The organism is Natrinema ejinorense, from assembly GCF_002494345.1.
In the GTDB taxonomy this organism is placed as follows: Archaea; Halobacteriota; Halobacteria; order Halobacteriales; family Natrialbaceae; genus Natrinema; species Natrinema longum.
Genome location: NZ_NXNI01000001.1, coordinates 3734407 through 3758939, shown reverse-complemented (window position 1 = coordinate 3758939; position 24533 = coordinate 3734407). Strand labels below are relative to the sequence as shown.

The window sequence follows — 24533 nt, the reverse complement described above, 5'->3', positions numbered from 1 at the left end:
CCTGCACGGTCACGGACTCGTCTCCGAGTCCGGAGATTCAAATGGATTCGATCCTATCCCCCGACCATGCACGATTCCCGACTGGGTCGGCGCTCGTTTCTCGCGGCCGCGAGCGCCGGGCTCGCCGGTGCAGTCGCCGGCTGTGCCGAGCCCCGAGTCGACAGTTCGATCGAGGGTGACTCGTCCTATACGATCGACCGAGAGAACCTCGCGGCGGGATCCGCCTTTACGGACCTCTACAACGCGATTATCGAAACGGTCACCCAGGTCCGCGTGTTCGGTATCGAGGACCCTGCTACCGGCGCGGAGGGGCGTGGGCAGGGGTCGGGATTTCTCTACGACGAGCGTCACGTCGTCACCAACGACCACGTCATCGCCGACGGCGAGGTGGCCGACCTCCAGTACATCACCGGCGACTGGACGAGCACCACGCTCGCCGGTCGCGACTATCACAGCGATCTGGCCGTCCTCGAGGTCGACCACGTTCCCGACGGGGTGACGCCGCTCTCCCTGACCGACCGACGGCCCGTCGTCGGGCAGCAGGTCGCCGCCGTCGGCAACCCCTACGGGCTCGAGGGGACGATGTCGACCGGAATCGTCAGTGGCGTCGACCGGACGCTGGACTTCCCCGAGCGGCAGTTCGCCTACCCGAACGTCGTCCAGACCGACGCCGCCGTCAATCCCGGCAACAGCGGCGGTCCGCTCGTCGACCTCGAGGGCGACGTCGTCGGGGTGATCAACTCCGGCGGCGGCGACAACATCGGCTTCGCGATCTCGGCGGCGCTCGCCGAACGCGTGATCCCGGCGCTCGTCGAGACCGGCTCGTACGACCACTCCGATATGGGGATCGAACACAGACCCGTCGACCGCCTCGTCGCCGAAGCAAACGACCTCGAGGCGGCGACAGGGGTCATCGTCACGGACGTCGTCGACGGCTCCGGTGCGGACGGTGTCTTGCAGCCGTCCACAGGAACCGTCCAGCGACGCGGCGAATCGCTCCCCGTCGGCGGCGACGTCGTCCTCGCGATGGACGGGCACCCGATCCCCGACCATCACGCACTCGCGACGTATCTCGCACTCGAGACCAGTCCCGGAGACACGGTCACGATTCGTCTGCGACGGGACGGGGAGACGATCACACGCGAACTGACGCTTGATTCCAGGCCGGCAATATCGAGATAATCGGTCGAAACGTGTCGTTACGCCGTCTCGTTCGGAGCGATTTCCGCCCGGTTCGGTTCGTAGCACGCTCGTACACGTCAGTTCTCGTCACGGTCTCGCTCGTGCGGTTGACCGACTGCAATCGGCACGGAACCGGGGCCTATCGCCCCGGATCGTTGGATTAGCATCTCGATAACAATGGTATCGGCTCCGGTAGCAGTGTCCGGCGCGAGTATCCGTCGCCTGATACCCCATGACCGATGCCGACGTTCACCTGCCAGATAGCGAGGAACCGACTGTCCAGCTCGATCACGTGACGATCGAAAACGACAACGCTCCCGACGAGTGTGCGATTTTCCCGCATGGGGCTAGCGAGGACGAACTGATGACCAACTGGATCACGGCCCACGACGACTCGTTCGTCGACCTCCAGTCAATGCGATAGGTCCGACGATGCGTCTGCACTACTCCGTCACCGCCGCCGGATTCTGGATCGGAACCCTGTTGCCGGTCGTCTATCTCCCCGTGATTCTCACCGGAATCGACTCGATCAGTCGCCTGTCGCTGTTCGTCGGTCTGCTGGCGCTTCACGCGCTCGCTCTCGTCGTCGGCCACGACTACTCGGGATCGCGATCACGGTGAGCCGGTTCCGGTCCACTCCGGAACTGGTCAGTTGTGCGCAGAAAAGCACTACGTACAGTCCCGTGGTATCGACCCACATGAAAACGCGCTGTCCGCTCTGTCACCGATCCGTTCCCGGCGACGCACAACACTGGTGTCGCTGTGGCAAGTCAATGGATTCGCGCTGTTACGACGCCCACAGCGACTGGTGTGCCGTTCGCAGTAGTGAGGGCTGGATCGATGCGTTCGAGCGCTAATCGAGCGGGACCGACCAGAGCTGTACCCGTGGCGTCCCACAGCTGTCACAGATGACCGCCCTGTTGTCCTTGTAGCTTGCCCGCTCGAGTTCGCCCTCCGAACAGTGGTGACAGGACCGCCCCTCGAGCATCGCGAGCAACCGTCGGTCGCCGCCCGACTGCGAGGGCTCTGATTTTGCCATGTAGTCACTGCATACGGGAGACGGGGGAAACGGTTGGCCATGCCTATGCAGTGGCCACCGACGTTCGAGTCGAAGCGCCTATGTCCGTCTCCGCTGTACGCCCGCAGGATGTGGCCCTGGGGACACCTCGCCGTCGCCTATCTCCTGTACACGGCTGTGACCCATCGCCGATTCGATAGCCCCCCGCGTGCCATCCCGACGATCGCGCTCGCGATCGGCTCACAGACGCCCGACCTGATCGACAAACCCCTCGCGTGGAATTTCGGGCTCTTGCCCGGCGGTCGAACCCTCTCACACTCGCTTCTCGTCGTCGCCGTCCTCGTTCCGCTCGTCCGCGCCATCGCGGGTCGACTCGAGCGCCGTGCGGTTGGCATGGCATTTCTCGCCGGCTACTGCTCGCATCTCTGCGCGGACGTGCCACCCGGCGTCCTCTCGGGGGAGTTCGCGAGCGCGTCGTATCTCCTGTGGCCGATCCTCGAACAGCCACCCGAAGACCCCGTGGCCGGCATTTTCGATGCGATCCTCCACTACTACGCGATGGGTACCTACGAGTGGGTCCAGTTCGGTCTCTTTGCCGTCGCCGTCGTGAGCTGGTACCGCGACGGTGCGCCCGGACTCGGGCTAGCCCGGGTCGTCCTCGAGCGCCGACCGAACGTTTGACCTCGATCGCTCACTCGACCGGAGTTCGGTGCCGGACGAGCCATCGGGGACAGGGACGGTCCCCTCACTCGTGACGACGACCGTATAGTCGTCGACCGTGAACTCGAAATCGATGTCTCGATCGTTCGCGACAGCGTGTTCGAACAGGTCGATCATCGCGTCCGTCTCGACCTGCTCGTAGGGCCGTCCCCGGTCGCTCCTCGAGCACCCATCGACGGCCGCGACGCCCTGCACTTTAAGCACAGATAGTATTTACAGTTCCACCCAATATAGCGTGGACTATACGCGTCGAAGCCGCTCGAGACGAATCGTGGGAGCTATTCCGACCGTCGCCGTTGCGTCCCTATGCGCCAGTTCGTACTCATCGGTCACGACGTGCCCACCGACGGGAACTTCTCGCTCGACGACCTCGCAGGCGGTGCCGGCCGTCTCGACGCCCTCTGCCGGTCGATCACCGCGTCGTTCGTCACCTCTCATGGGATCCGCGAGGCCGTTCGCGTCCACCTGATCGTCCAGGACGAGTTCACGATCACCTTCGACGGGAGCGACCTCCGGCGACTCAATCCCGACGAGCGAAGCACCGCCGCGCTCGTTCGCACGGCCCTCGAGCACCGCGACGACGCGATCGGTGCACTGCCCGCCGAACCCAGCCCCGGGATCGAACTCTACCGTCGCGGGTTCGAGGCCACACTCGAGGCAATCGCCGACGACGGGCCGATCGTCCAGCTCCACGAGGACGGCGAGGCGGTCGTCGACGTGGGGAAAGACGCACTCGCAGATCCGATCTTCGTGTTGTCGGATCACCGTGACTTCAGCGACGACGAAACGACGGTCCTCGAGGCGTTCGCCGACCGGCGGCTTCGACTCGGACCCGAATTACTGCACGCGGATCAGGCGATCACGGTCGTCCACCACTATCTCGATACGGACGGCTACGAGCGGTTTTGAGGGTGTTTCCGGGGGATTGGGCTCGAGGGATCGGCGTCCCCTCGGGCGGTCCGACGGTGGGTTTCGGAAGCGTTAAACGACCGGACGCGTACACTCGACATGCGGGCCGGTGGGGTAGCTTGGTATCCTTCGGCCTTCGGGTGGCCGTAACCGCAGTTCGAATCTGCGCCGGCCCACTTTCTCCCGCATTTTACGACGACGAACGGAGCGACGAGTCTGCGGTGCGTGGAAACTGTAGCCACAAAGAGTCGCACACGCGAGTCGCAGCGCGCGAACGTGGTGAGCGCGACCGTCTCACATCTGTTCGCCATCTGCGCCGGCCCGCTGTTCCCACGTCGTAACACGAGAACTCGGGAGTACAGTCTCGATCAGCCGATCGCCCGTCACGGACAGGCATTCCCACTGAGAGTGTCCAATTAGCTGCCGGGATTCTGGGCCGAGCCAGTCCGGTTCCCGACTCGGATCGAACGAGACGACTGGATCAAGTGCCGGAATCCCTCCTCTCCTCCCCTCCGGAGACCTCGTCGTCGAAGATTTCGTTCTCGTCGACGACCCGTGGAGACGGGGCCTCACACGAACAGGCGTTGTGGGGGCTCACCGGTCGGATACTCCCGTCCTGCTGGGCCCACACCGTGAAGAGTTCACCGCAGTTGTTACAAATACCGGCCGCCTTCTCTCTATCGTCGTTCGATCGTGTCACTGAAATTGATCCACTCGATGTACTGTGTCAACGACACCCATGGGGAAAGTACCCAGGGTTACGCGTAGCCAACGATCGAGTTCTCGTAGACGGCGGTCTGCGGATCGTCGGTCTCGAGGACTGCGCTCGCCAGTGAGACTCGTTAGAGTTTCGTGGCTTCCTTCGCCTGTTCGGAACGGCGTGTCGCTTGCTCGAGTCGGTTCTCTGATGCGTTCGAGAGCGACTCGGGCACCTCGTCACGGGCCTCGGCGAGTCGCTCCGACACGCGCTCGAGTCGCTCGAGTACGGTCTCGAGTTGTCTGTCGGCGTTGCCTCGGTCCCCATCGCGTGCGCGTTCGGCGGCTCGCCGTGCAGCGTCGACCACGGCCGCGAGAGCGCGCTCGAGTCCGGTGACGGCGTTCGAGGAGCCACGGCTTTCGTCGGTGGCATCGTCCGCTGTGTCGTCATCGTCGGTCGGACCACTGCCACCCGCTTCGTCGTCGCCGAGGGCCGCGACCGCCGCCCTGGTCTCCTCGGCGACGTCCACCACGAACTCGGCGAGCGAGGCTTTCCCGGTCTCCGGCCGCTCGATGCGAACCGCCCCTTTGGCCCCGGGATCCGGGTTGACCCGATAGGCCCCGATGGCGTCGTCGCCGTCCCGAACCTCGGTCGTGTAGGCTCCGCCGTCGTGAACGTAAACGGCGTCGCTCCCGTCGACCGACGACTCGTACAGTCGCCCGGCGAAATCGTCTTCGACGGCCACCGCCGCGAGATCGGTCGCCGCCGTCTCGTCGCCGACCTCGAGTTTCGTCGCCCGGTCGCGAGCGACCAGCGGGATCTCGCCGTCGACGCCGGCAACCGTCGTGGTTCCGGCCGCCGAAACGGAGACTCGCTCGCTGTGTGGCGCGCGACCGGCACTGTTGACCGTCAGTCGATGGTCACCGGCCGGAACACCCTGTACGACGGCGACGCCGCCGAACGTCGGGACCGCCTCGGGATCGCTTTCGAGCAGGGCGACCGCCTCGAGGCTCGTGTCGGTCGTGGTCAGGCCTTCGTCGGCTGGTGCGTCCTCGGCCGTGATCGTTTCCGTAACGCGGCTGACGACGGTGTTGATCGGTGCGGCCTCGCCGATGGCATCGTACCGATCGGCCAGGGCCGTTCGATGGGTCGGGACGGAGATGTCCGCCGCCGGGTTCTCGTAGCGAGGCTGGCTCCACGGCGTCCCCGTCGTCGTGAGATGGCCAGCGAGGGCGTCTTCGACCTGATCCGGAACCGAGAACTCGAAGCTCAACTGTGGCCCGGTAAACGCCGTGATATGCTCGAGATCGGCGCTCGGAACCAGCTCGTACTCGATGTCGGCCTCGCCCGTCCGATCACGGTGCTGGAAGACGAGTCCAGTTTCCCGCGCCGGGAGATCAGTCGGCGGTGACGTCAGTGCGTCGAACGAACGGACGGTTAGCTCGTCGGTGATCAGCGACTCGCGGGTGACGGACGGCAACTTCTCGTGATCGTATATCGGTTGGCCCTCGTACTCCGGGACGAGATAGGGAAGCGTCGATCCCTCGTCGCGTGGCAGCCCGTAGGCCAGCGGGATATCGGCGAGGTCCTCGATCCCCTCGAGAGCCGTGTTCGTGATGTCTGCGAGCAGGTCCTCGACGGCGACCCGCTGGAAGCGGTCGGCTACGTCGTTGACCGAAAGCGCACTCGAGTGCGAGCCCAGTTCCGAGAGGATTCGGGGCGTCATGTCGGGCTCGGGATCCAGAAACTCGTTGTTGGGAACGGTTCGGGAGTGGGAGCTGGCGACGTACAGTTGGGGCCCCTCGGTCTCCGTATCGACGAAGACGTGAAGTACCTCCCAGTCGTGCCAGTGGAAATTGGTCGTGAACTGATCGAACGCCGAGTAACACCAGAACTGGACGACTGCCAGCGGCGACTCCTCGTACTCGACGGCGTGATAGAACACCGTCGGGTTCGGCGGCTCGCCATCACTGTACCGTTCGTGGTAGCCGTCGAAGGCGTCGAATCCAGTGACCACCGTCTCGCCGTCGCGTTCGCTGCTATACGGTCGTGGATCCGTCGGAAACCACGGCTCGTGGGTATCGAAATAGAACGACGGGGCGAACCGCGTCGCTAACGCTCGAGCCCTGTCCGCGTCGACCTGGGTCGTCTGCCCGTCGGTCTCCCGCTCGAACGCCGAACAGCCGGCAACGGCGACCCCACCGAGTCCGGCGACCGCACTGAGGACCGTTCGTCGATCCAGCTCCGCCACCGCATCGTCGGTCACGGGGTATCACGATCCGTTTGCGAACTCGCCGGTGCTGTGGCCACGACCGATCCTGTTTCGGGCATACCCCCTGTATAAGTGTACCCGGTGAAGAATCCTTCCGTCCGTGCCGGTCGACGACCGTGACCCAGCCCGTTCCGGAGTCAGCGACCCCCGAATTCGCGGCGAATCCGTTCCCGGCTCTCGGGGGCGATCCCGTAGAGATCGAACACCCGATCGGCGATCCGACGATCGAGTTCCGCGATCCGCTCGTCCAGTCGTCGGGCGCGGGCGCGGCGCCCTCCGAACGCGCGTAGCCCGTCCACGACGTCCTCGAGGCGAGGGAGTCTCACCGCCTCGAGGCGCTCGAGTGGCGAGATCGTTTTGGTCGCGGGTTTTCTGAACCCGGCGAACCCACGAGCCCTGTCGACGGCAGCGGGGAGGAAGCTCTCGACGAGCAATCGCCGTTCGGCGTCGTTGCCACCGAGTTCGAGCGCCGGAATCGGCTCGGTCTCCGTGTACCCCCACTGATCGGTATCGAGACCGCGTTCGTCGGGTTTGTATCGAACGCTCGCCGACAGCGCGATCGACCGACCCTCCGCTGTCACGTCGATCGTTCCGAGTCGAAGATCGGCCCACTCCGTGGTCGTGGCGGCGAGTTTGGTCGCCCCGACGCCCGCGACGGGGCGACAACCCGAGAGGGACCCCAGTGACGCGCCATCTTCGTACTGTCCCAGATAGTCGAGGACGTTCCGCGAGATCGCCGATCGCTCGGCCGTCCGCTCGAGTCGGTCGTCGACTGCCTCGACGAGTGCCGGATCCGGCCCCTCCTCGATCGCGATGGGAAACGCTTCGAACGTCGACTGGTTGATCTGGGGGAAGACGGATCGGTACGCGGCGTGCGTGTAGTGGTGATAGAAGTTCAACAGCGGCGAGTTCAGCACGCCGAGCACGTGTTTGAGTTCGTCGCTCGAGCCCGATCCGGTGTGGATGGTGTACGCCGACTTGATCGTGACCAGGTCGGTCGCGTCGTAGGTCCCGACGAGCGAATCGCTGGTCTGTCTGAAGACGAGTTTCGGACCGCGATACTGCCCCTCGTCTTTCGCGACGTCGGCCGCTCGGATATAGCGGAGGTCGTCCGCGTCGATCCCGTAGCGACACACCGCGCTCCCGGGTGCGATCGGCCGACTGTCCCCCGATCGCTGCTGACTCGAGGACAGATGTGGGGCCCGCTTGCTACTCTCTTCGCCCCGCGAAACCGTCGCGAACGCCGCGAGCGGCGGTCGTCGGTCGACCGTTTCCAGGATCGATCGCGCCTCCTCGTCGAGGGAGAGCAGAAACCGGGTCGAACCACGCTGTTCGAAAACCCGCTCGGGAATCACGGTGTACGAAAGCGACGCCAGCATCGTCCGATCGCTCGCATCCGCACAGCGGACCCCGCCGTCGTCGTCGCCGCTGATGCAGACGACCGCCCCCGTTTCGGCGTCCGGGAACGCGGTCCCGATCCGGACGATTCGCGACAGCGACGCGTTCTCGAGGACGAACTCCCGAATCGGTTCGTTCCCCTCGCGGGTGAGGATCGAATCGGGGACGACGATGCCGACGCGGCCGTCGTGGGACTGCCGGATCGCCTGCTCGTAGAACGCGACGGCGAGGTCGAACTGGTTCTCGGTGGCCTCGAACGTACTGGCGAGATAGGATCGAAGCTCCGTCCCCATGCTCGCGCTCGTGTCGCTCCGACCCGCCGTGGCGACCCACGGCGGATTCCCGACGATCGCGTCGAACCCGCTTCCGCCGATTTCGGCCCCGCCGCCGTCATCACACACCTCCGGGAACGCCAGCGGCCAGTGAAAACACCGTTCGATGTCGGCCCACGACTGCGCCGTTTGGAACCACCCCGTGCCAGCGAGCCGGGTCCACGCCTCGTCGTCGTCGACCGCGGACGCTACCCGTTCGACGGCGTCGTCCGGAACGCCGTCCAGCCCGAACTCGCGTGCCGTCCGGACGTTCGCCGTCGCCTCGAGCCGGTCTCGACGCCGGTTCCACGCGTCGCCCGCCGGCGAATCCCCCGCCATCGCCGTGCTGTCGCAGCCGTCCGGCCGCTCGCGATCGGGACGCGGGATCTCGCGATCGGGGCTGGTTCCCACGAGCGCGTTCCCGGTCTGCAAGTGGCGCTGGAGTGACTCGAGGGAGCCACCAGCGCCACGCGTCCGCAGCCACAGCGACGTCCGCGCCAGTTCGACCGCCAGCGGATCACAGTCGACGCCGTAGACACACCGCGAGGCGACCGCTCGGCGCGCCCAGTGAACGTCGCGTTCGTCGGCGACGGCCTCACGATCCGCCCGCGTCGCGTGTGCGGCGACGAGCTCCCGAGCGAGGAACTCGACGGCGTGTGTCAGGAAGTGGCCCGTCCCCATCGTCGGATCGAGCACGGTTACCTCGAGGAGCCGGTCGGTAAACGCCGCGGCGAACCCGGGCTCGCCCGGAGCGTCCCGTGCCCGCGTCTCCTCGCGGACGTCGTCGACGAGGGGCTCGAGCGTCCGCTCGACGACGTAGGAGACGACGTGCTCGGGCGTGTAGTACGACCCCGTCGCCTTCCGGTCGCCGCTGCCAGTCGTCACGTACACCTCGCCCGCTTCGACGCTCGCGGCGACCCCGGTGGCTCCGTACTCCGCTGCCTCGAGCGTCAGCGACTCCCCGGCGAGGGCGAGTTCGTACTCGAGCAACCGCTCGTAGAGGCTCCCGAGGTGGCGTCCATCGAGCGAGGCGTAGTCGATGGTCGTCGTTCCCTCGCCGGCCGGAGCCGGCCGTCGGGTGAGCAACTCGACGACCCGCTCGAGGGCGGCATCACCGATCGAATGGGTCGCGAGGAATCGCAGTTCCTGTCTGTCATCCGCGCTGGGAGCAGTGCGGAACAGCCAGCCCGGATATGCCGGCGGGGAGAGTGCCGTCTCGGACCCCTCACGCGATCGGGCCCCCGAACCGATAGTTCGAAACAGGTCGTCCAGACGCGACTGGAGCGCGCGCTGGCAGTCACCGTCAGTCGAGGTGCCGTCGTCACGGTCCGTGGCGATCACCTGCTCGAGCGCGCTGTGGCGTCCCGATCGCTCACCACTCGCGTCGGTCGCTTCGAACGGTTCGTGGCCGGTCGCCTCGGCGTACTGGACGATCAACAGACGATACAGGTAGACGAGCGCCCCCTCGAAAAGCGATTCGAGGTCGCTCTCGCCGAGATCGTTGTCGGGGTGCCGGCGGAACCCCTCGGCGAGCACCGCGAGCGCCTCGGCGGCGTTTTCCTCGAGAGCCGCGACGAGCTCGCGTGCGAACGCGTCGCTCTCGCGGACCGCCGCGTCGAGAAACGACTCGCCGTCGGGAGCCTCGAGAAACGCCTCGTGGCGAAAGAAACAGTAGAAATACCTGAACGCCTCGAGATCGCCCGTTTCCAGGAGCGTCGGAAGGTCGATCTCGTAGTAGGCATCCAACCGGCTGCCCGTCGACGCGTGATAGAGCCGCCACCGTTTCCCGTTGGTGAGCAGGGCCCACTCGGTGGCCGTCTCCCGGAACGACGCGGAGAGCCGATGGCTGGGATCGAACGCGCGCGTCCACTCGCCGCTCGCGTGTCCACCGAGCGGGCGTCCCCATCGCGTCGAGTGAGCGACGGCAACCGCATCCGCATACAACTCGCCGCCGGACTGCCGTCGACCGGACGCGGCGCGGGCCGCCGACGCGGAGCGGAAGAAACCGTAGTCGGGCCGCGGATCGGTTCGATCGGAGCCCTCGTCGACTGCAAACGGGATTTCGAGGGTCCGAAACACCGATCGGACGAACCGCTCGGTTCGCGCGGCGTCGCTTCGAGCCGACGCCCCCTCCGTCTCCGCCAATCGAGTTCTGAGGTCGTCGTAGGCCGCCCGAAGCTCGCCCTCGTCGACCGCGTCCCAGGCGTTCGTCTCGGGCAGCCGTTCCTCGAGGTAGCGCGTCGAGAACAGGCCGCGGTTGGTGCGGTACGTCGGTGAGCGCTGCATCTATCCGTCGAACCCGCGATCGGAGCGTCGATGTCGCTGCCGTCGACGCCGTTCTATACCTCTGCATCGGCCAGGACTGTAACGTTCGTGCCCAGGCTATCGGGTTCGGAACGCGAGTCGCTTCGCCCTCGGGCGCCGATGGGGCCGGCTTCGGTTCGGGATCCCGAACGGTCGAGCGATCGATCACTCGAGTCGGACGTGGATCACCGCCAACTCGTCGGAGGGCACGGCCTCGGCGAACGCCGCCTCGATCTCGGCCCACGTGTCGGGGCGATAGGCCTCGATGCCGAAGCTCTCGGCGAACGTCACCAGATCGGGCGTCGTCAACGCCGTGCCGACGTGCTCGCCGCGATGCTCGCGTTGCTTCTCGGAGATCAGTCCGTAATCCTCGTCGTCGAAGACGACGGTCGTGAAGCCACACGACAGCCGCGTCGCGGTCTCGAGTTCCGCCGCGTTCATCATGAAACCGCCGTCGCCGGTCCCAGCGACCACGTTCGAATCGACCGCCAGATCGGCCGCGAGCGCGCCCGGAACGGCGATTCCCATGCTCGCCAGGCCGTTCGAGATCACGCACGTATTCGGCTCGTAGGTCGGAAACGACTGGGCGATCGCCATCTTGTGACTGCCTACGTCCGAAACGAGGACGTCCGAGTCGGCCATCGTCTCGCGCAACAGCGGCAACGCGTTTCTCACCGTCACCGGATCGTCCGCCGCCGGGGCCTCGGTCACTGCCTCGAGCAGCCGGTCGTGGAGGTCGCCACACCACAGCGAACACGCCTCGTCGGGCAGGCGCTCGTCGATGGCGGAAAGCGCCGCGCCCACGTCGGCGACGATCTCCACGTCCGGGTTGTAGTGTCGATACACCTCTGCGGGTTCGTAATCGACGTGGACGATCGTCTTCTCGAGGTCGGGGTTCCAGCCCGCGGGATCGTGTTCGGCGATATCGTAGCCGACGGCGACGACGCAGTCGGCCCGTTCGATCGCCAGTTCGGCCTCGCCTTCGGGCCCCGAATCGAGCGTCATCAGCGAGGCCGGCTCGCGGTCGGAGATCGAGCCCTTTCCCATGTACGTCTCGACGACCGGAATCCCGACGCGATCGACGATGGCGCGGATGTGCTCCGACGTGCGAGTCCGTACCGCGCCGTTGCCCGCGAGGACGATCGGGCGGTCGGCGGCCTCGATCAGCCGCGCCGCCCGGCGGGCCGACTCCGCGTCCGGATCCGGTCGCCGAACCGGATCGCGAGTCGGGATCGGGTCGGCGTCGACGGCCTCGCTCGCGACGTCTTCGGGGAACTCGAGGTGAGTCGCGCCCGGTTTCTCGTATTCGGCGGTCTTGAACGCTTTTCGCACCGATTCGGGCGTGATCTCGGGCTCGGCGATCTGGGAGTTCCACGCGACGAGCGGCTCGAAGACGTCGACGATATCCAGGGCCTGGTGGCTCTCCTTGTGCAGTCGCTCCCGACTCCCCTGGCCGGTGATCGCGACGACCGGACTCTTGTCGAGTTGGGCGTCGGCGACGCCAGTTATGAGGTTCGTCGCGCCGGGACCGAGCGTCGAGCAGCAGACGCCCGCCTCCCCAGTGAGGCGGCCGTGAACGTCGGCCATGAACGCGGCTCCCTGTTCGTGGCGCGTCGGAACGAACCGAATCGAGGAGTCGCGCAACGAGAACAGCAGGTCCTCGATCTCCTCGCCCGGAACCCCGAAGACGCGGTCGACGCCTTCGGCCTCGAGACAGCTAACGAGCAGGTCGGATGCCGTCTGCATGGGCGTCCCGACCACACCGCTGTCCATTAATCGTCCCCCTCCAAGAAATCCGATAGGAACGGCGCTCGAGCCGTTTCGCCGGGTGGACGCTCCGCGTCACAATACGCGGTCCGGCCGAATTCGCAGCAGGACGCGTTCCGTCTCGATCGGGTTCGGATACTCCTCGGTATCCATGTATCGCAGGGCAAGTTCGTCGATATGTGCTCGAGCACCCGCGGTCGTTATCTCGTCGACTTCCCCGATCACCGAGAGATGCCGATAGGGGTCGTCCGGGTCGGTCATACTGACGCCGACGCCGGAGTTGTGCTGAGCGTTTCGCTCCTTCTGGCGGCCGCGTTCGGTGTTGACAAGGAGCCGGTTCTCGTCGGCGTCGTAGTCGATCCATACCGGCGTAACGTGGGGGAGCCCCTCCTCGGTTAACGTCGCGACGTGGGCGAACGTCTTCTTTTCGAACAGGTCGTGGAACTCTTCGGGTATCGATGCCATGTCCATCGTTCACTAGCCCCATTGATGTATCTACTGCCAAACGATAGTAGCAACTGAAACGATTCACACACAGATCGCAACGCTGTCGTGCGATCAGGTGTGCAATGACTTTCAGTTGCTACTAGACTGCTGACTACGATCGTACGGAAACGGAGACGATGCGGTCTCGGCCGATCGAGGGACAGCGACCGCCGATAGTGCCGAACGCCTCGTCGACCACGCATATGTCGGCTGACAGCTTATGCACATCGGCTGCGACTCCACCAGTATGACTGCACAGGAGCCGTCGACTCGCAGGCGAATGCTGACGCTAACAGGGACAGCGGTCTCGACCGCCCTCATTGCCGGCTGTGGCGGTCCGGGCGGCGGAAACGGTGGGACCGAAGAAGACAACGAAACCGAAGCCGAAGAGGGGACCGGCAACGGTCAGGATATGGAAAACGAGACCAACGAGACCGGAATGAACGAGACCAACGAAACCGGAACGAACGCGACTAACGAGACCGGAATGAACGAGACCAACGAAACCAACGAATCCGAGTGATTCGATCGGCCACTCACGGCTGTTCGCTCACGACTCGAGGCGAGGGCGAGGCGCTGGTGGGCCACATCGTGCTGGTCAGTGAAGCCGTCCGCGACGCGTATTTCGGCGTTCCTGACACCGGTAGGGGCCCCATCCGTTCGTCGTCACGCACTCGTCCGTCTCTACCGACGCGGTAATTTCGATTCACAACCGTTACTGGCGGTCAGTCCCTCTCGTGGACAATGACCGACGGACTCGAGGCGGACATCGAAGGAACGGACGTGATCGCACAGCGGCGAGACGAGTTGGCCGCTCGCGTCCGGACACACGCCGGCGAGATCGCGCGGGAACTCGCCGTCTTGCAGGGCGGCGACTACGGACAGGAAACGTTCAGTACCGACGGCGGGAGCTGGACGCTCAAGTACGAGGGCGGCGACGTCCAGTATCTCAAGTTCGACCCGAAATCCGGGTCGGAGACGTACGTCGTCTCGAGCAAACAGCCACCCGAACCCGACGCGCTCGAACGGGCACTGGACGACTACGGGGCGTTCGTCGCGGCCTACAACGAGTACGTCCGGTCGTTCGACGGAGTCCTCGAGGGCGTCACCGACGAGTTCCCCGCGGTCGAATCGACGGCCGAACTGGTCGCCGAACGGGATCGGATCGTCGACCGCATCCGCGACGTCGGCAACGCGATCGCGAGCCAGCTGCACCGGTACGACGGCGAGTACGGCACCTACGCGACGACGGTTTCGGGGACCCGCTGGGAGCTGAAGTGGGACGGTGACGTCGCCTCCTACCTGCGAGTCGGCGGCTCCGACGGGATCTACCTTCTTTCGCAGTACGGCCCGCCACCGGCCCCCGAGGTTCGACGGCTCGCCGAGGACGTCCCCGCGTTCGTCGCTGCGTTCAACGAGTACGTCGAGGACCTCGAGGCCGACCTCGAGACGATCGAGTTCGACGACTAGTCCATAGCTGCGGGCTGCCAGCGGTGTGTAACTCGGTGTACCGGTTCCCAGAGACGGCGAACACGGATCGCTGTCACCGACTCGGGGAGTGTACGGTGTCGTTTCGACCGTTTAGTACCCCGTCCGACTCCGTTACGGCCCCGACTCGATGGCTCGAGGGGGATCCGGATCGGTACCCACCGGAGGGGAGCGTTCTATATCGGAACTAGCAGCCGTTTTGTACCGTCTGTGCCTACGGGAAGGTGGCGACGGCGCTCGCCTGGACCACCTATGAACGGCCCTCCGAACAGAACTGACGATGGAACCGTCCACGACCGTATCGCCGGCACCGACGGGAACGACCCGGCGGACCCGGCGGCGTTCGATGCCATCGTCGTTCGCTACGAGTCCGGCAACGATCGCTGTACGTTCGTCCCCCACAACGGAACAACCGAGGAGAAACTAAACGCCTGGCTGACCGTGGATTTCGAGGCCGTCGTCGATCTCGACGATGTCCGCTGATGACAGCTGCGAGGCGTTCTCGGTACGATCTCGACCGGCGGCGACGGGAGCCCGGTGAACGACGCGCGAGAGAACAGGGCCAGAAGTCAGACGTCGACGTACTGGTCGACCCACTTCTGGCGGCGCTGCAGCGCGCGTCGGCCTTTCGGCGTCAGCGCGTAGTAGTTCGTCCGCCGATCGAGCGCGCCCTTCTCGACGAATTCTTTCTCGACGAGCGTGTCGAGGTTCGGATACAGCCGACCGTGGGTGACCGGCTGGTCGATATAGCTATTGATGTCGTCGAGAATGTCCTGCCCTGACGGCCGGTCTTTCCCTGCGATCACGTACAACAAGTCACGCTGGAAGCCAGTTAGCTGATCCATGGATCACCCTCTGAATGACGACCTTCACTACGCCGTGGCTTTGTTATAGGGCTGGTACGGGCACCTCGCAACCGGAACGCACCGCATAGGAGACGGCCGGTGGCGTCCCACGGCAGTCGACGTGTGAGAACGGACGAGCGGTCGTGTTTCCGAGAGTGCCGACGGAATCCACGCTCGAGACCGTGTATGACGCGGCGTTTTTGACGTTCACCCCCGTACCGACCGCTATGCCAACCGACCCACTCGCCTGGGAGACCGGCGGGCGCCGAGTAGCCTACACCTGTCCGGGATTCGACGTCGTTAACGAGTCCGTTCGACTCCCCGATGGGACCGAATCGGAGTTCGACTACCTCTCGGAGCCCGCGAGCGTCTGTATCCTACCGTTTACGCCCGACGGAACCGTCGTCTGTATCGAGGAATGGCGACAAGCCGTCTCACGGATCAGCCGCGGGCTCCCCGTCGGCGGGGTCGAACCGGACGACGAGGATCTCGAGGCCTCGGCACGCCGGGAACTCGCCGAGGAGACCGGTTACGAAGCCGACGAACTCGAGCCACTGGTGACCGTCGAGCCGGCAAACGGGATCGCCGACGCCGTCTTGCATTTCTTCGTCGCTCGTGGCTGCCGGCCGACCGCCGAACAGCAACTCGATCACAACGAGAGCATTCGGGTGACCGAGCGCTCGCTCGCGGACCTGACCGACGCGGTGGCCGACGGCGAGATCCGCGACGGCCGGACGGTCCTCGCCCTCTCGTACTATCGGTTGTTCGAGGAGTCGAGCGGCTCGGACGGCGGCTATAGTAGCCACTGAAACGAGTGACACACTGACCGCAACGCCGTCACGCAGTCAGGTCTGCAGTGACTTTCAGTGGCTACTAGAGACGGATCGTTGAAACGCCCCACTCGTCTCGGTCAGCCGAGCGCCGTCGTTTCGTTTTTGTTCGCCGTTTCGTTCATCGTTTCGTTCGCCGTTTCGTTCGCCGTTTCGTTCGCCGTTTCGTTCGCCGTTTCATTCATCGGTTCGTTCGCCGTTTCGTTACCTGGCGATGGCCGGGGCAGTTCCTGGATGTCCTCGGATTCACCGATCGTAACGGTGTCGGCAGAAACGTTGTCGATCGTCATCGACCCAGCCGAGAGCAACGGAATCGTCTCGCCCGTGGTCGTCTGGGTCTCGTTTTCGGTCGTCAGGGTTTCGTTCTCGGTCTCGTTTTCGGCCGTCTGGGCACCGTCTCCCTGACTCTCGAGGCTGCCGATCGTCATCGACTCGACCGTGATCTCGTCGACGTCGAACTGTTCGACGGTTAGCTCCTCGACCTCCTGCATGCTGGCGTTCTGACCGGCGGTTTCGTTCGTGCCGCCGCCGTCACCGTCGCCGCCGAACAGCCCGCCGATGAAGTCGGAGATGCCGGAGAGGACTCCCCCGCCGTCGTCTTCGACGGTCAGATCGTTGATCGTCAGCCGATCGGTCGTCATCGACTCGATCGTCATGTTCTGGACGGTGAGGTTGTCGGACTCGGCTTCGACCAGCTGGGCGACGCCGGCGGTCGACGACTCGTTTTCGCCAGCGTCCTCGCCTTCGGCGGCGGTTTCGTTGCCACCGGTCATGCCGTTCCCATCCTCGAGTTCCTCGATGGAAACGTTCTCGAGTGCTAGCGTCTCGAGGGAAACATCCGACAGCAGTACTCCGGAGGCTTGGTCGCCCGCGGATTCGTTCCCTGCGGACTGATTGCCCCCGTTGGATTCGCTCTCGTTTAGTTGCTGTCGGAGCTCCTCACCGCCCTGTCCCTCCAGTTGCTGGACGGTGAGTTCGTCGATCGTCGCGTTCTCGATCGTCACGTTCTCGAGTTCGAGCGTGCCGACCTGTACGTTCTCGAGCGTTGCGCTCGTGTCGCTCATGTCTCCGGCGTCGTCGTCCGCGGCCGTGGTCGCGCCACCGACGAGGGCGGGACCCCCCGCGAGAACGACCAACAGCGCGACGAACGCGACACCGAGTGTTCGCGATTGTGAAACCATACGGGCCGACGTACAGCCGTTGTCGGGCTAAAACGGGCCGACTGTTACGAGATTGTGCGTCCTCAAGAACGTGTTTTCTCGGGAAAAAAGAGTTTACGAGCGTTGAATCGATCGTTGATGGGGAAATCAACGTCGCGTCCGCTCCTCGAACGCCTGGCCCATGGCGGGCGGAGACATCGGTTACCCCGGATGATCACTTGAGGCGGAGTTCCCTCGTCTCGACGGCATCGCAGGTCGGGCAGACGAACTGGTATCGGACCCGACTGCCCGATGCAGTGACGCGCCAACCGCCGTCCGTGTCGACGTACCCACACGCCGGGCAGCGAAGCTCCGAGTCGTCGAACTTCTCTCGAAGTCGCTCGAACGGTGATCTCTGCACTGACATGTGTTATTATACACCATGATACTATATAACACTCTAGCCTGCTCGTCGACGGGTACCTGTCGTCCAATCATAACCGTTCTTAGGCAGCCGTCCGTAGGAACAACCATGGACGATGTCGACACGAAACGTGGTGGCACCATCGGGGACGCTTCGGGGGCGGTCCGGGCCCTCGAGCACGTCGTCGATCCGGTCGTGGCGGTTTCCGGGGGGACGATCACGTACGCGAACGAAGCCGCCCAGGACGCGTTCGAACTCGGCGACGCTGATCGGGATGCGGCAACCGCACTCGGCACGCACTGGGACCGGCTCCACACGATGATCGACGAAACGACGGTCGGTACCGCCCGGCAGGTCGACTTCGACGACGGCGGACGCGTCCGGATTCATCGGGGGGCAAACGGCGCAACGATCACGTTCGATGGCGGCGTGGCCGGTTCCGGGAGCGATACCGACGAGTCGCCCGCACCGACGAGCGTAAGCGATCGGCTAGTCAAAGATCGCGCGCTCGAGGAGGCACCCGTCGGGATCACTATTTCCGACCCGGACCTCGAGGACAATCCGCTCGTGTACGTCAACGCCGCCTACGAGGAGATGACCGGCTACGACTTCGACGAGGTCGTGGGCCGGAACTGTCGGTTCCTGCAGGGACCGGACTCCGAGGAGGAGGCCATCGCCGAGATGGCAGCGGCAATCGACGAGGATCGGCCGGTTACCGTCGAACTCAAGAACTACCGCAAGGACGGCACCGAATTCTGGAACGAGGTGACGATCGCCCCCGTTCGGGACGAAGACGGTCGCGTGACCAACTACGTCGGGTTCCAGAACGAGGTTACCGCACGCAAGGAAGCCGAAATCGCCCTCGAGCAACGGACCGATGAACTCGAGTACATCCTCGACCGCGTCGAAGGGTTGATCCAGGACGTCACCTCCGTCGTCGCCGGCTCCACCGACCGTTCGGAACTCGAGGCCGAAGTCTGTGCCCGGATCGCCGCCGAAGAGGCCTACGAGGGCGCCTGGATCGGCGAACACAACCCTGCGACCGGCGCGATAGACGTCCGCTCGAGCGCGGGCGTCTCACCCGAGGGGCTGCCGGCCGACGGGGATCACCCGGTCGCACGGACGCTGTCGACGAACGACCGCACCGTCGAAACGGTCGAGGGGACGACTCACGCTGCGTTTCCGCTGTCGTACAACGGGATCGAGTACGGCGTGTTGACGGTCTGTATGGATCGCAGCCGTCCAGTCGACGACCGGGAGACCGTCATCCTCTCCGCGCTCGCCCGCGCTGTCGCCAGCGGAGTCAACGCCCGTGAAACGAGCCGAATGCTCGCAACGGACGCGGTCGTCGCCGTCGAACTCGACCTGACGGATCGCACCCTACCACCGGTTGCGCTTTCGGCCGACGCCGACTGTCGGCTGGAGTACCGCCGCTCGGTCCACCGAACCGGCGACGAGACGGCGTCGCTGTTTACCGTCACCGGCGCGAGCGCCGACGAGATCGTCGCTGCCGTCGACGGACTGTCCGACGTCGACTGCAGCATCGTCGTCGAGCGCGACGAGGAGTGTCTGATCGAACTGACCGGTGCCGACGACTTCGTCGGCTGGCTCTCCGAGCGCGGCGTCCGCACGGAAGCCATCGAGAGCGAGAGCGGCCGAGCGCGCATCACCCTGGAGATCCCCCGCTCGGCGGACGTTCGCTCGGTCGTCGAGGCGATCGAAGATCGGTACGCGGGAACCGACGTCCTCTCGTTCCGGCAGCGCGAGCGCGACCCCGAAACCCGCCAGGAGTTCGCCGCTCGCCTCGAAGCGGCGCTGACCGACCGCCAGTTCGGCGCGTTACAGCGAGCCTATCTCGGCGGCTACTTCGAGTGGCCCCGACCGACGACCGGTGAGGAGCTCGCCCAGTCGATGGGCGTCTCGCGGCCGACCTTCCACGAGCACCTGCGGACGGCCGAGGCGAAACTGTGTCAGGCATTCCTGGGGGACGCCTGATCCGTCGCTCGACGACGTTCACGGGTCGAGACCTGTAGTCACGGCTTAGCCACGGGAACGGTTTCGGACGGTCACCGGTGTTTATATATCTCGTTGTGGGAGCGATTCGGTATGCTCACGCTCGCAACTCCGCTTCAGGCCGGCGGCGGACTTCTGTACTGGGCGATCATCTTTTTCGTCCTCGCAATCGTTGCCGCTGCCGTGGGTGCCCGTGGCGTCGCCGGTATCTCGATGGAGATCGCGCGGATCTTCGTGTTGATCTTTATCATCCTCGCGGTGGTCGCACTCCTCCTGTAGCCGGCACCGTCCGGAGTACGGTCGTGGAGTGCCATGCTGGGGACGACATTGACCAGTGGACGACGGGACGTGGCCGACGGGTCGGCGTGAGCGATGACGGTTACGCTTTTGCAGTTCTTGCCGGACTCAGCCGGAGGTACCCCAGAATTAACTGCCGTCTCATCCCGCGGTATTTCGAGTGACCGGAGCGCCGCTCGTACAACCGGTTTCGGTTACGTGGGGTTGGGAACGACTAACAGCCTGGAGGTCGTAGATAAGAACGAGCGTTTACCATGACTGAACTCGGCGGATTTCAAGACAGGGTCGCCCGCATCGATCTCTCGGATGGGGAGGTCGCCTACGAGTCGATCGACGACGAGGACGCGAAGAAGTATATCGGTGCGCGGGGGCTGGGGGTAAAGTACGTTTTCGACCAGGGGCCGGACGTCGATCCGCTCGAACCCGACAACCTGCTCGCGTTCATGAACGGGCCGCTGTCGGGCACACAGGTCACCATGAGCGGCCGGATCGCCGTCTGTACGAAGTCGCCGTTGACCGGCACCGTCACCGACAGCCACCACGGCGGCTGGTCGGGAGCCCGACTCAAGTGGGCTGGCTTCGACGGCCTCTGCTTCGAAGGGCAGGCCGACGACCCGGTCTACGCCGTCGTCGAGGACGGCGAGGTCGAACTTCGGGACGCATCCCACCTCTGGGGGAACGGCTTTCACGAGACGCGGGACGCGATCGAAAACGAAGTCGAGGGCTCCTACGGGAAGAATCTCAGCATCATGGGGATCGGCCCCGGCGGCGAGAACGGGGTCAAATACGCCTGCATCATGAACGAGGACGATCGCGCCTCCGGCCGGGGCGGGACCGGCTGTGTGATGGGGTCGAAGAACCTCAAAGCGGTCGTCGTCAAATCCACGACGAAGATGCCGAAGCCGGCCGATCCGGAGACATTCAAGGAGGGGCACCAGCAGGCGATGCAGGCCATCACGGAGTCGGAGGTCACCGCACCCAACGAGGGCGGACTCTCGATGTACGGCACGAACGTCCTGATGAACATCGGCGAAGAGATGGACGGCCTCCCGACGAAGAACGGGAAATACACGTCGACGAAGAGCATGCGCGAGGCCGAAGGCGTCGACATCGACGCCGAGCGCGTCTCCGGTGAGAACGTCCGCGAGAACATCCTCGTCGACGAGCCGACCTGTCACTCCTGTCCGGTCGCCTGCAAGAAGGAAGTCGAAGTGACGGCGATGCACAAAGGCGAGGAGATGAACGTCCGGACCGAGTCCTACGAGTACGAATCGGCCTACGCCCTCGGCCCCAACTCCGGCCACACCGACCGCGACAAGATCGCCCTCATGCTCGAGCGCTGTAACGACATGGGCCTCGACACCATCGACGCGGGCAACATGATGGCGATGGCCATGGAGATGACCGAGGAGGGCAAACTCGAGGGCGTCGGCGAACTCGAGTGGGGCGACACCGAGACGATGATCGACATGATCGAGCGGATCGCCCGCCGCGAGGACGAGTTCGCGGATCTGCTGGCCGAGGGGCCACGCCGGGTCGCCGACCGGAAAGACGCCCACGAGAACTCGCTTGCGGTCAAAGGCCAGACGATCGCCGCCTACGACCCGCGCTGTATGAAAGGCATGGGCATCGGCTACGCCACTTCGAACCGCGGTGCCTGTCACCTGCGTGGGTACACGCCCGCCGCGGAAATCCTCGGCGTTCCCGAGAAGGTCGACCCCTACGAGTACGAGGGCAAGGGCGAACTCACCGCCCAGTTCCAGGACCTCCACGCCATCAGCGACTCGTTCGACATCTGCAAGTTCAACGCCTTCGCCGAAGGCATCGAGGAGTACGTCCTGCAGTACAACGGCATGACCGGCCGCGACGTCACCGAGGAAGAGCTCCTCGAGGCCGGCGAACGCGTCTACAACCTCGAGCGATACTACAACAACCTCAACGGCTTCGACGGGGCTGACGACTCGCTGCCAGCGCGGTTCCTCGAGGACGGCATCCGCGGCCAGGGTGCCAGCGAGGGAGAGTACTGCGAACTCGACGAGATGAAGGCGGAGTACTACGAGCACCGCGGCTGGGTCGACGGCGTCGTCCCAGACGAGAAACTCGACGACCTCGGAATCGATATCGGGCCGGGCACGGGCGTCAGTGCCGACGATGGTGCTGCACCAGCACCCAGCGACGACTGATCGACGGTACTGAACGCCGATCGCGGAATACCGGGTTCCGCCAGGCCGATCGGTACCACTGCCGACCGATCCGCTCGCCGTGTGGCCATCGCTCTCCGTGAAACCCAGAACTACTTACGTCGGGAGAGTCGTTATTCTACTAACCGAAATAGGCGCCGTCCGTGGCGCAGTTGGGACTCCCCGTTCGATTCGGACGAGTGGAGCCCCACGCCTGCTGCAGAATCGACTCCGGCACAGTTTCCGGCACATTCCTGCAGTCAACGCGTGGAAGGGCACACCCACAACGTGATCGATACGTACTCACGTTTCGAGATGCCCCCCAGTAGCCGTTCTGGCTACACACTGTCCACAGGACTGCTATGATCGGCCCCAGCTATGGAAATTGAAATTGCAACGATTGGCGGTTACGAGGAAGTCGGCCGACAGATGACGGCTGTCCGCGCCGGTGACGACATCGTGATCTTCGACATGGGACTGAACCTGTCGAAGGTCCTGATCCACGACAACATCCGAACCGAAGGCATGCACAGCCTCGACCTGATCGATATGGGAGCCATTCCCGACGACCGGGTCATGAGCGACCTCGAAGGTGACGTCAAAGCGATCGTCCCCACTCACGGCCACCTCGACCACATCGGTGCGATCAGCAAACTCGCACACCGATACGACGCACCCATCGTCGCGACGCCGTTCACCCTCGAACTGGTCAAGGGCGAACTCGAGGAGGAGGGGAAGTTCAATACCGAAAACGAGCTCGTCGCGATGGACGCCGGCGAAACGATGTCGATCGGCGACTCCGGCGCAGTCGAACTCGAGTTCGTCAACGTCACCCACTCGATTATCCAGGCAATCAACCCGGTCCTCCACACGCCCGAAGGCGCGGTCGTCTACGGACTCGACAAACGGATGGACCACACGCCCGTCATCGGCGACCCGATCGATATGGAGCGCTTCCGCGAGATCGGCCGCGAGGGAGAGGGCGTCCTCTGTTACATCGAGGACTGTACCAACGCCAACAAGAAGGGCCGAACGCCGTCCGAAAACGTCGCCCGCGAACACCTCCGGGACGTCCTCTACAGCATGGAGGACTACGACGGCGGCATCGTCGCCACCACCTTCTCAAGTCACATCGCCCGCGTGAAATCGCTGATCGAATTCGCTCGCGATATCGATCGTACACCGATCCTCCTCGGCCGCTCGATGGAAACCTACTCCGGTACCGCAAAACAGATCGGGGTCGACTTCCCCTCCGACGTCGAAATGGTCGGCTACCGTCAATCCATCGAACAGACCTTCGAGCGAATCATGAACGAAGGGAAAGAGAACTTCCTCCCCGTCGTCACCGGCCATCAAGGTGAGCCTCGAGCAACGCTCACACGGATGGGTCGTGGCGAAACGCCCTACGAACTCGAGGACGGTGACAAGGTCGTCTTCTCCGCTCGCGTCATTCCGGAACCGACCAACGAGGGCCAGCGCTACCAGGCCGAAAAGCTACTCCGCATGCAGGGAGCGCGGATCTACGACGATGTCCACGTCTCCGGTCACCTCTGTCAGGAGGGCCACTACGAGATGCTCGATGCACTGCAACCCGAGCACGTCATCCCAGCCCACCAGAACATGAGCGGCTTTTCGGGATACGTCGATCTGGCAACCAATCAGGGGTACAAGCTTGGACGAGATCTCCACGTGACTTCGAACGGAAACGTCATCCAGTTAGTATAGACCGATCCGGTTGCGGTTATTTTACCTCTTGAAGACCTCGTAGTAGCAACCGGTGTGTCGCTGTCTCGAAACAAATACGAAAACCCACACAGCAGTTGCTGTGTGGGTTGAAATGAATGGAAGCGGCGAATCGAATTTCCCAGAGGGTCGCCCACTCCAGTACTCACCGAAACGTAGGCGAGCTTATCTTCCGTGTTCGGGATGGGTACGGGAGGTACCTCGCCACTGTGGCCGCTGTAATGCCGATCGGCGGAATCGAACCGCCGTCAGACCACGATCGGTCGACCGTATTGGTCGATATGAGTGGTGGCGGCGAAACGAGTTTCCCAGAGGGTCGCCCACTCCAGTACTCACCGTAACGCAGGCGAGCTTATCTTCCGTGTTCGGGATGGGTACGGGAGGTACCTCGCCGCTGTGGCCGCCGTAACGCCGATCAACGGAATCGAACCGTCGTCATTCCAATATCGGTCGGTGTGTCCAAGACCGTAGTATACGTGTAGTCCAGTTTGCGTCCGGACCCGTTCTCGC

24 protein-coding genes, 1 tRNA gene and 2 rRNA genes are annotated in these 24533 nt (G+C 64.4%); 15 read left to right on the top strand and 12 right to left on the bottom strand.

All coding sequences use genetic code 11. The annotated features are described in order from the left end of the window. Positions 1 to 66: 66 nt before the first annotated feature. The 4 genes from CP557_RS18385 (at position 67) to CP557_RS22710 (ending at position 2039) form a co-directional block, all read left to right on the top strand. Positions 67 to 1182 (top strand): S1C family serine protease, encoded by a 1116-nt coding sequence (locus CP557_RS18385; RefSeq protein ID WP_097381243.1) that lies wholly within the window; start codon positions 67 to 69, stop codon positions 1180 to 1182. A 232-nt stretch (positions 1183 to 1414) separates the two neighbouring features. Then, entirely contained in the window at positions 1415 to 1606 is a 192-nt protein-coding gene (locus tag CP557_RS18380; protein WP_097381242.1) for a DUF7511 domain-containing protein, read from the top strand. Positions 1607 to 1614: 8 nt separating this feature from the next. Continuing rightward, complete coding sequence (locus tag CP557_RS18375; protein WP_097381241.1) at positions 1615 to 1803, top strand: hypothetical protein; 189 nt, start codon at positions 1615 to 1617, stop codon at positions 1801 to 1803. Positions 1804 to 1880: 77 nt separating this feature from the next. After that, the gene (locus tag CP557_RS22710; protein ID WP_169924409.1) at positions 1881 to 2039 is read left to right on the top strand and encodes a hypothetical protein; all 159 of its coding nucleotides are present in this window, start codon (positions 1881 to 1883) and stop codon (positions 2037 to 2039) included. On the opposite strand, the gene CP557_RS18370 is transcribed toward CP557_RS22710, so the two are convergent. After that, positions 2036 to 2221 carry an HVO_A0556 family zinc finger protein gene (locus CP557_RS18370; protein WP_097381240.1) on the bottom strand — a complete coding sequence of 62 codons (186 nt, stop codon included), beginning with the start codon at positions 2219 to 2221 and terminating at the stop codon, positions 2036 to 2038. The two genes, CP557_RS22710 and CP557_RS18370, sit on opposite strands and share 4 nt — an antisense overlap. A 108-nt stretch (positions 2222 to 2329) precedes the next feature. On the opposite strand from CP557_RS18370, the gene CP557_RS18365 reads away from it, so the two are divergent. Beyond that, positions 2330 to 2881 (top strand): metal-dependent hydrolase, encoded by a 552-nt coding sequence (locus tag CP557_RS18365; protein ID WP_097381239.1) that lies wholly within the window; start codon positions 2330 to 2332, stop codon positions 2879 to 2881. On the opposite strand, the gene CP557_RS18360 is transcribed toward CP557_RS18365, so the two are convergent. After that, a complete protein-coding gene (locus tag CP557_RS18360) occupies positions 2843 to 3124 on the bottom strand; it encodes a HalOD1 output domain-containing protein (protein ID WP_143825094.1) in 282 nt (93 codons plus the stop codon). The two genes, CP557_RS18365 and CP557_RS18360, sit on opposite strands and share 39 nt — an antisense overlap. A 102-nt stretch (positions 3125 to 3226) precedes the next feature. On the opposite strand from CP557_RS18360, the gene trmY reads away from it, so the two are divergent. Then, a complete protein-coding gene (gene trmY, locus CP557_RS18355) occupies positions 3227 to 3829 on the top strand; it encodes a tRNA (pseudouridine(54)-N(1))-methyltransferase TrmY (RefSeq protein ID WP_097381237.1) in 603 nt (200 codons plus the stop codon). Between the two features lie 103 nt (positions 3830 to 3932). Beyond that, positions 3933 to 4005 (top strand) — tRNA-Pro (locus CP557_RS18350). 305 nt (positions 4006 to 4310) lie between these two features. Here the strand turns inward: CP557_RS18350 and CP557_RS18345 are convergent. The 5 genes from CP557_RS18345 to CP557_RS18325 form a co-directional block, all read right to left on the bottom strand. Beyond that, positions 4311 to 4529, bottom strand: a complete 219-nt coding sequence (locus tag CP557_RS18345; RefSeq protein ID WP_097381236.1) for a hypothetical protein — start codon at positions 4527 to 4529, stop codon at positions 4311 to 4313. A gap of 142 nt (positions 4530 to 4671) precedes the next feature. Further along, positions 4672 to 6792 (bottom strand): hypothetical protein, encoded by a 2121-nt coding sequence (locus CP557_RS18340; protein WP_097381235.1) that lies wholly within the window; start codon positions 6790 to 6792, stop codon positions 4672 to 4674. A gap of 143 nt (positions 6793 to 6935) precedes the next feature. Continuing rightward, positions 6936 to 10793 carry an Eco57I restriction-modification methylase domain-containing protein gene (locus tag CP557_RS18335; RefSeq protein ID WP_097381234.1) on the bottom strand — a complete coding sequence of 1286 codons (3858 nt, stop codon included), beginning with the start codon at positions 10791 to 10793 and terminating at the stop codon, positions 6936 to 6938. Between the two features lie 183 nt (positions 10794 to 10976). After that, positions 10977 to 12557, bottom strand: a complete 1581-nt coding sequence (locus CP557_RS18330; protein ID WP_097381713.1) for an acetolactate synthase large subunit — start codon at positions 12555 to 12557, stop codon at positions 10977 to 10979. 96 nt (positions 12558 to 12653) lie between these two features. Continuing rightward, a complete protein-coding gene (locus CP557_RS18325; protein WP_097381712.1) occupies positions 12654 to 13043 on the bottom strand; it encodes a PPOX class F420-dependent oxidoreductase in 390 nt (129 codons plus the stop codon). Positions 13044 to 13311: 268 nt separating this feature from the next. On the opposite strand from CP557_RS18325, the gene CP557_RS18320 reads away from it, so the two are divergent. The 3 genes from CP557_RS18320 to CP557_RS18310 all read left to right on the top strand — a co-directional run bounded on the left by CP557_RS18320 (position 13312) and on the right by CP557_RS18310 (position 15035). Further along, a complete protein-coding gene (locus tag CP557_RS18320; RefSeq protein ID WP_097381711.1) occupies positions 13312 to 13587 on the top strand; it encodes a hypothetical protein in 276 nt (91 codons plus the stop codon). Between the two features lie 221 nt (positions 13588 to 13808). Further along, positions 13809 to 14534, top strand: a complete 726-nt coding sequence (locus CP557_RS18315) for a hypothetical protein (protein WP_097381233.1) — start codon at positions 13809 to 13811, stop codon at positions 14532 to 14534. 270 nt (positions 14535 to 14804) lie between these two features. Beyond that, positions 14805 to 15035 carry a DUF7511 domain-containing protein gene (locus CP557_RS18310; RefSeq protein ID WP_097381232.1) on the top strand — a complete coding sequence of 77 codons (231 nt, stop codon included), beginning with the start codon at positions 14805 to 14807 and terminating at the stop codon, positions 15033 to 15035. An 86-nt stretch (positions 15036 to 15121) separates the two neighbouring features. On the opposite strand, the gene CP557_RS18305 is transcribed toward CP557_RS18310, so the two are convergent. Then, positions 15122 to 15397, bottom strand: coding sequence for a PadR family transcriptional regulator (locus CP557_RS18305; protein WP_097381231.1), 276 nt, complete (start codon positions 15395 to 15397; stop codon positions 15122 to 15124). A gap of 227 nt (positions 15398 to 15624) precedes the next feature. On the opposite strand from CP557_RS18305, the gene CP557_RS18300 reads away from it, so the two are divergent. Next, positions 15625 to 16206, top strand: coding sequence for an NUDIX hydrolase (locus tag CP557_RS18300; protein ID WP_097381710.1), 582 nt, complete (start codon positions 15625 to 15627; stop codon positions 16204 to 16206). Positions 16207 to 16307: 101 nt separating this feature from the next. On the opposite strand, the gene CP557_RS18295 is transcribed toward CP557_RS18300, so the two are convergent. Together CP557_RS18295 and CP557_RS18290 are read right to left on the bottom strand one after the other, a co-directional pair. Further along, on the bottom strand, positions 16308 to 17408 hold the full coding sequence (locus tag CP557_RS18295; RefSeq protein ID WP_097381230.1) for a hypothetical protein: 1101 nt from the start codon (positions 17406 to 17408) through the stop codon (positions 16308 to 16310). Positions 17409 to 17601: 193 nt separating this feature from the next. Next, positions 17602 to 17793, bottom strand: a complete 192-nt coding sequence (locus CP557_RS18290) for an HVO_0649 family zinc finger protein (protein ID WP_097381229.1) — start codon at positions 17791 to 17793, stop codon at positions 17602 to 17604. Positions 17794 to 17898: 105 nt separating this feature from the next. On the opposite strand from CP557_RS18290, the gene CP557_RS18285 reads away from it, so the two are divergent. The 4 genes from CP557_RS18285 to CP557_RS18270 all read left to right on the top strand — a co-directional run bounded on the left by CP557_RS18285 (position 17899) and on the right by CP557_RS18270 (position 24005). Next, complete coding sequence (locus tag CP557_RS18285; protein ID WP_097381228.1) at positions 17899 to 19785, top strand: bacterio-opsin activator domain-containing protein; 1887 nt, start codon at positions 17899 to 17901, stop codon at positions 19783 to 19785. Positions 19786 to 19896: 111 nt separating this feature from the next. Continuing rightward, positions 19897 to 20082, top strand: a complete 186-nt coding sequence (locus CP557_RS18280) for a DUF1328 family protein (protein WP_097381227.1) — start codon at positions 19897 to 19899, stop codon at positions 20080 to 20082. Positions 20083 to 20354: 272 nt separating this feature from the next. Continuing rightward, positions 20355 to 22283, top strand: a complete 1929-nt coding sequence (locus CP557_RS18275) for an aldehyde ferredoxin oxidoreductase family protein (RefSeq protein WP_097381226.1) — start codon at positions 20355 to 20357, stop codon at positions 22281 to 22283. Between the two features lie 375 nt (positions 22284 to 22658). Next, positions 22659 to 24005, top strand: a complete 1347-nt coding sequence (locus CP557_RS18270; RefSeq protein ID WP_097381225.1) for a ribonuclease J — start codon at positions 22659 to 22661, stop codon at positions 24003 to 24005. Positions 24006 to 24122: 117 nt separating this feature from the next. Here the strand turns inward: CP557_RS18270 and rrf (CP557_RS18265) are convergent. Then, a 5S ribosomal RNA gene (rrf, locus tag CP557_RS18265) occupies positions 24123 to 24244 on the bottom strand. Between the two features lie 65 nt (positions 24245 to 24309). Then, positions 24310 to 24431 (bottom strand): 5S ribosomal RNA (gene rrf / locus CP557_RS18260). Positions 24432 to 24533 lie beyond the last annotated feature (102 nt).

Coding starts and splice junctions, on each gene's coding strand:
- CP557_RS18280 (WP_097381227.1), top strand. CDS start 19,897: ATGCTCACGCTCGCAACTCCGCTTCAGGCCGGCGGCGGACTTCTGTAC.
- CP557_RS18285 (WP_097381228.1), top strand. CDS start 17,899: ATGGACGATGTCGACACGAAACGTGGTGGCACCATCGGGGACGCTTCG.
- CP557_RS18310 (WP_097381232.1), top strand. CDS start 14,805: ATGAACGGCCCTCCGAACAGAACTGACGATGGAACCGTCCACGACCGT.
- CP557_RS18320 (WP_097381711.1), top strand. CDS start 13,312: ATGACTGCACAGGAGCCGTCGACTCGCAGGCGAATGCTGACGCTAACA.
- CP557_RS18275 (WP_097381226.1), top strand. CDS start 20,355: ATGACTGAACTCGGCGGATTTCAAGACAGGGTCGCCCGCATCGATCTC.
- CP557_RS18375 (WP_097381241.1), top strand. CDS start 1,615: ATGCGTCTGCACTACTCCGTCACCGCCGCCGGATTCTGGATCGGAACC.
- trmY (WP_097381237.1), top strand. CDS start 3,227: ATGCGCCAGTTCGTACTCATCGGTCACGACGTGCCCACCGACGGGAAC.
- CP557_RS18365 (WP_097381239.1), top strand. CDS start 2,330: ATGTGGCCCTGGGGACACCTCGCCGTCGCCTATCTCCTGTACACGGCT.
- CP557_RS18330 (WP_097381713.1), bottom strand. CDS start 12,557: ATGCAGACGGCATCCGACCTGCTCGTTAGCTGTCTCGAGGCCGAAGGC.
- CP557_RS18370 (WP_097381240.1), bottom strand. CDS start 2,221: ATGGCAAAATCAGAGCCCTCGCAGTCGGGCGGCGACCGACGGTTGCTC.
- CP557_RS22710 (WP_169924409.1), top strand. CDS start 1,881: ATGAAAACGCGCTGTCCGCTCTGTCACCGATCCGTTCCCGGCGACGCA.
- CP557_RS18385 (WP_097381243.1), top strand. CDS start 67: ATGCACGATTCCCGACTGGGTCGGCGCTCGTTTCTCGCGGCCGCGAGC.
- CP557_RS18325 (WP_097381712.1), bottom strand. CDS start 13,043: ATGGCATCGATACCCGAAGAGTTCCACGACCTGTTCGAAAAGAAGACG.
- CP557_RS18290 (WP_097381229.1), bottom strand. CDS start 17,793: ATGTCAGTGCAGAGATCACCGTTCGAGCGACTTCGAGAGAAGTTCGAC.
- CP557_RS18270 (WP_097381225.1), top strand. CDS start 22,659: ATGGAAATTGAAATTGCAACGATTGGCGGTTACGAGGAAGTCGGCCGA.
- CP557_RS18300 (WP_097381710.1), top strand. CDS start 15,625: ATGCCAACCGACCCACTCGCCTGGGAGACCGGCGGGCGCCGAGTAGCC.
- CP557_RS18335 (WP_097381234.1), bottom strand. CDS start 10,793: ATGCAGCGCTCACCGACGTACCGCACCAACCGCGGCCTGTTCTCGACG.
- CP557_RS18295 (WP_097381230.1), bottom strand. CDS start 17,408: ATGGTTTCACAATCGCGAACACTCGGTGTCGCGTTCGTCGCGCTGTTG.
- CP557_RS18380 (WP_097381242.1), top strand. CDS start 1,415: ATGACCGATGCCGACGTTCACCTGCCAGATAGCGAGGAACCGACTGTC.
- CP557_RS18315 (WP_097381233.1), top strand. CDS start 13,809: ATGACCGACGGACTCGAGGCGGACATCGAAGGAACGGACGTGATCGCA.
- CP557_RS18305 (WP_097381231.1), bottom strand. CDS start 15,397: ATGGATCAGCTAACTGGCTTCCAGCGTGACTTGTTGTACGTGATCGCA.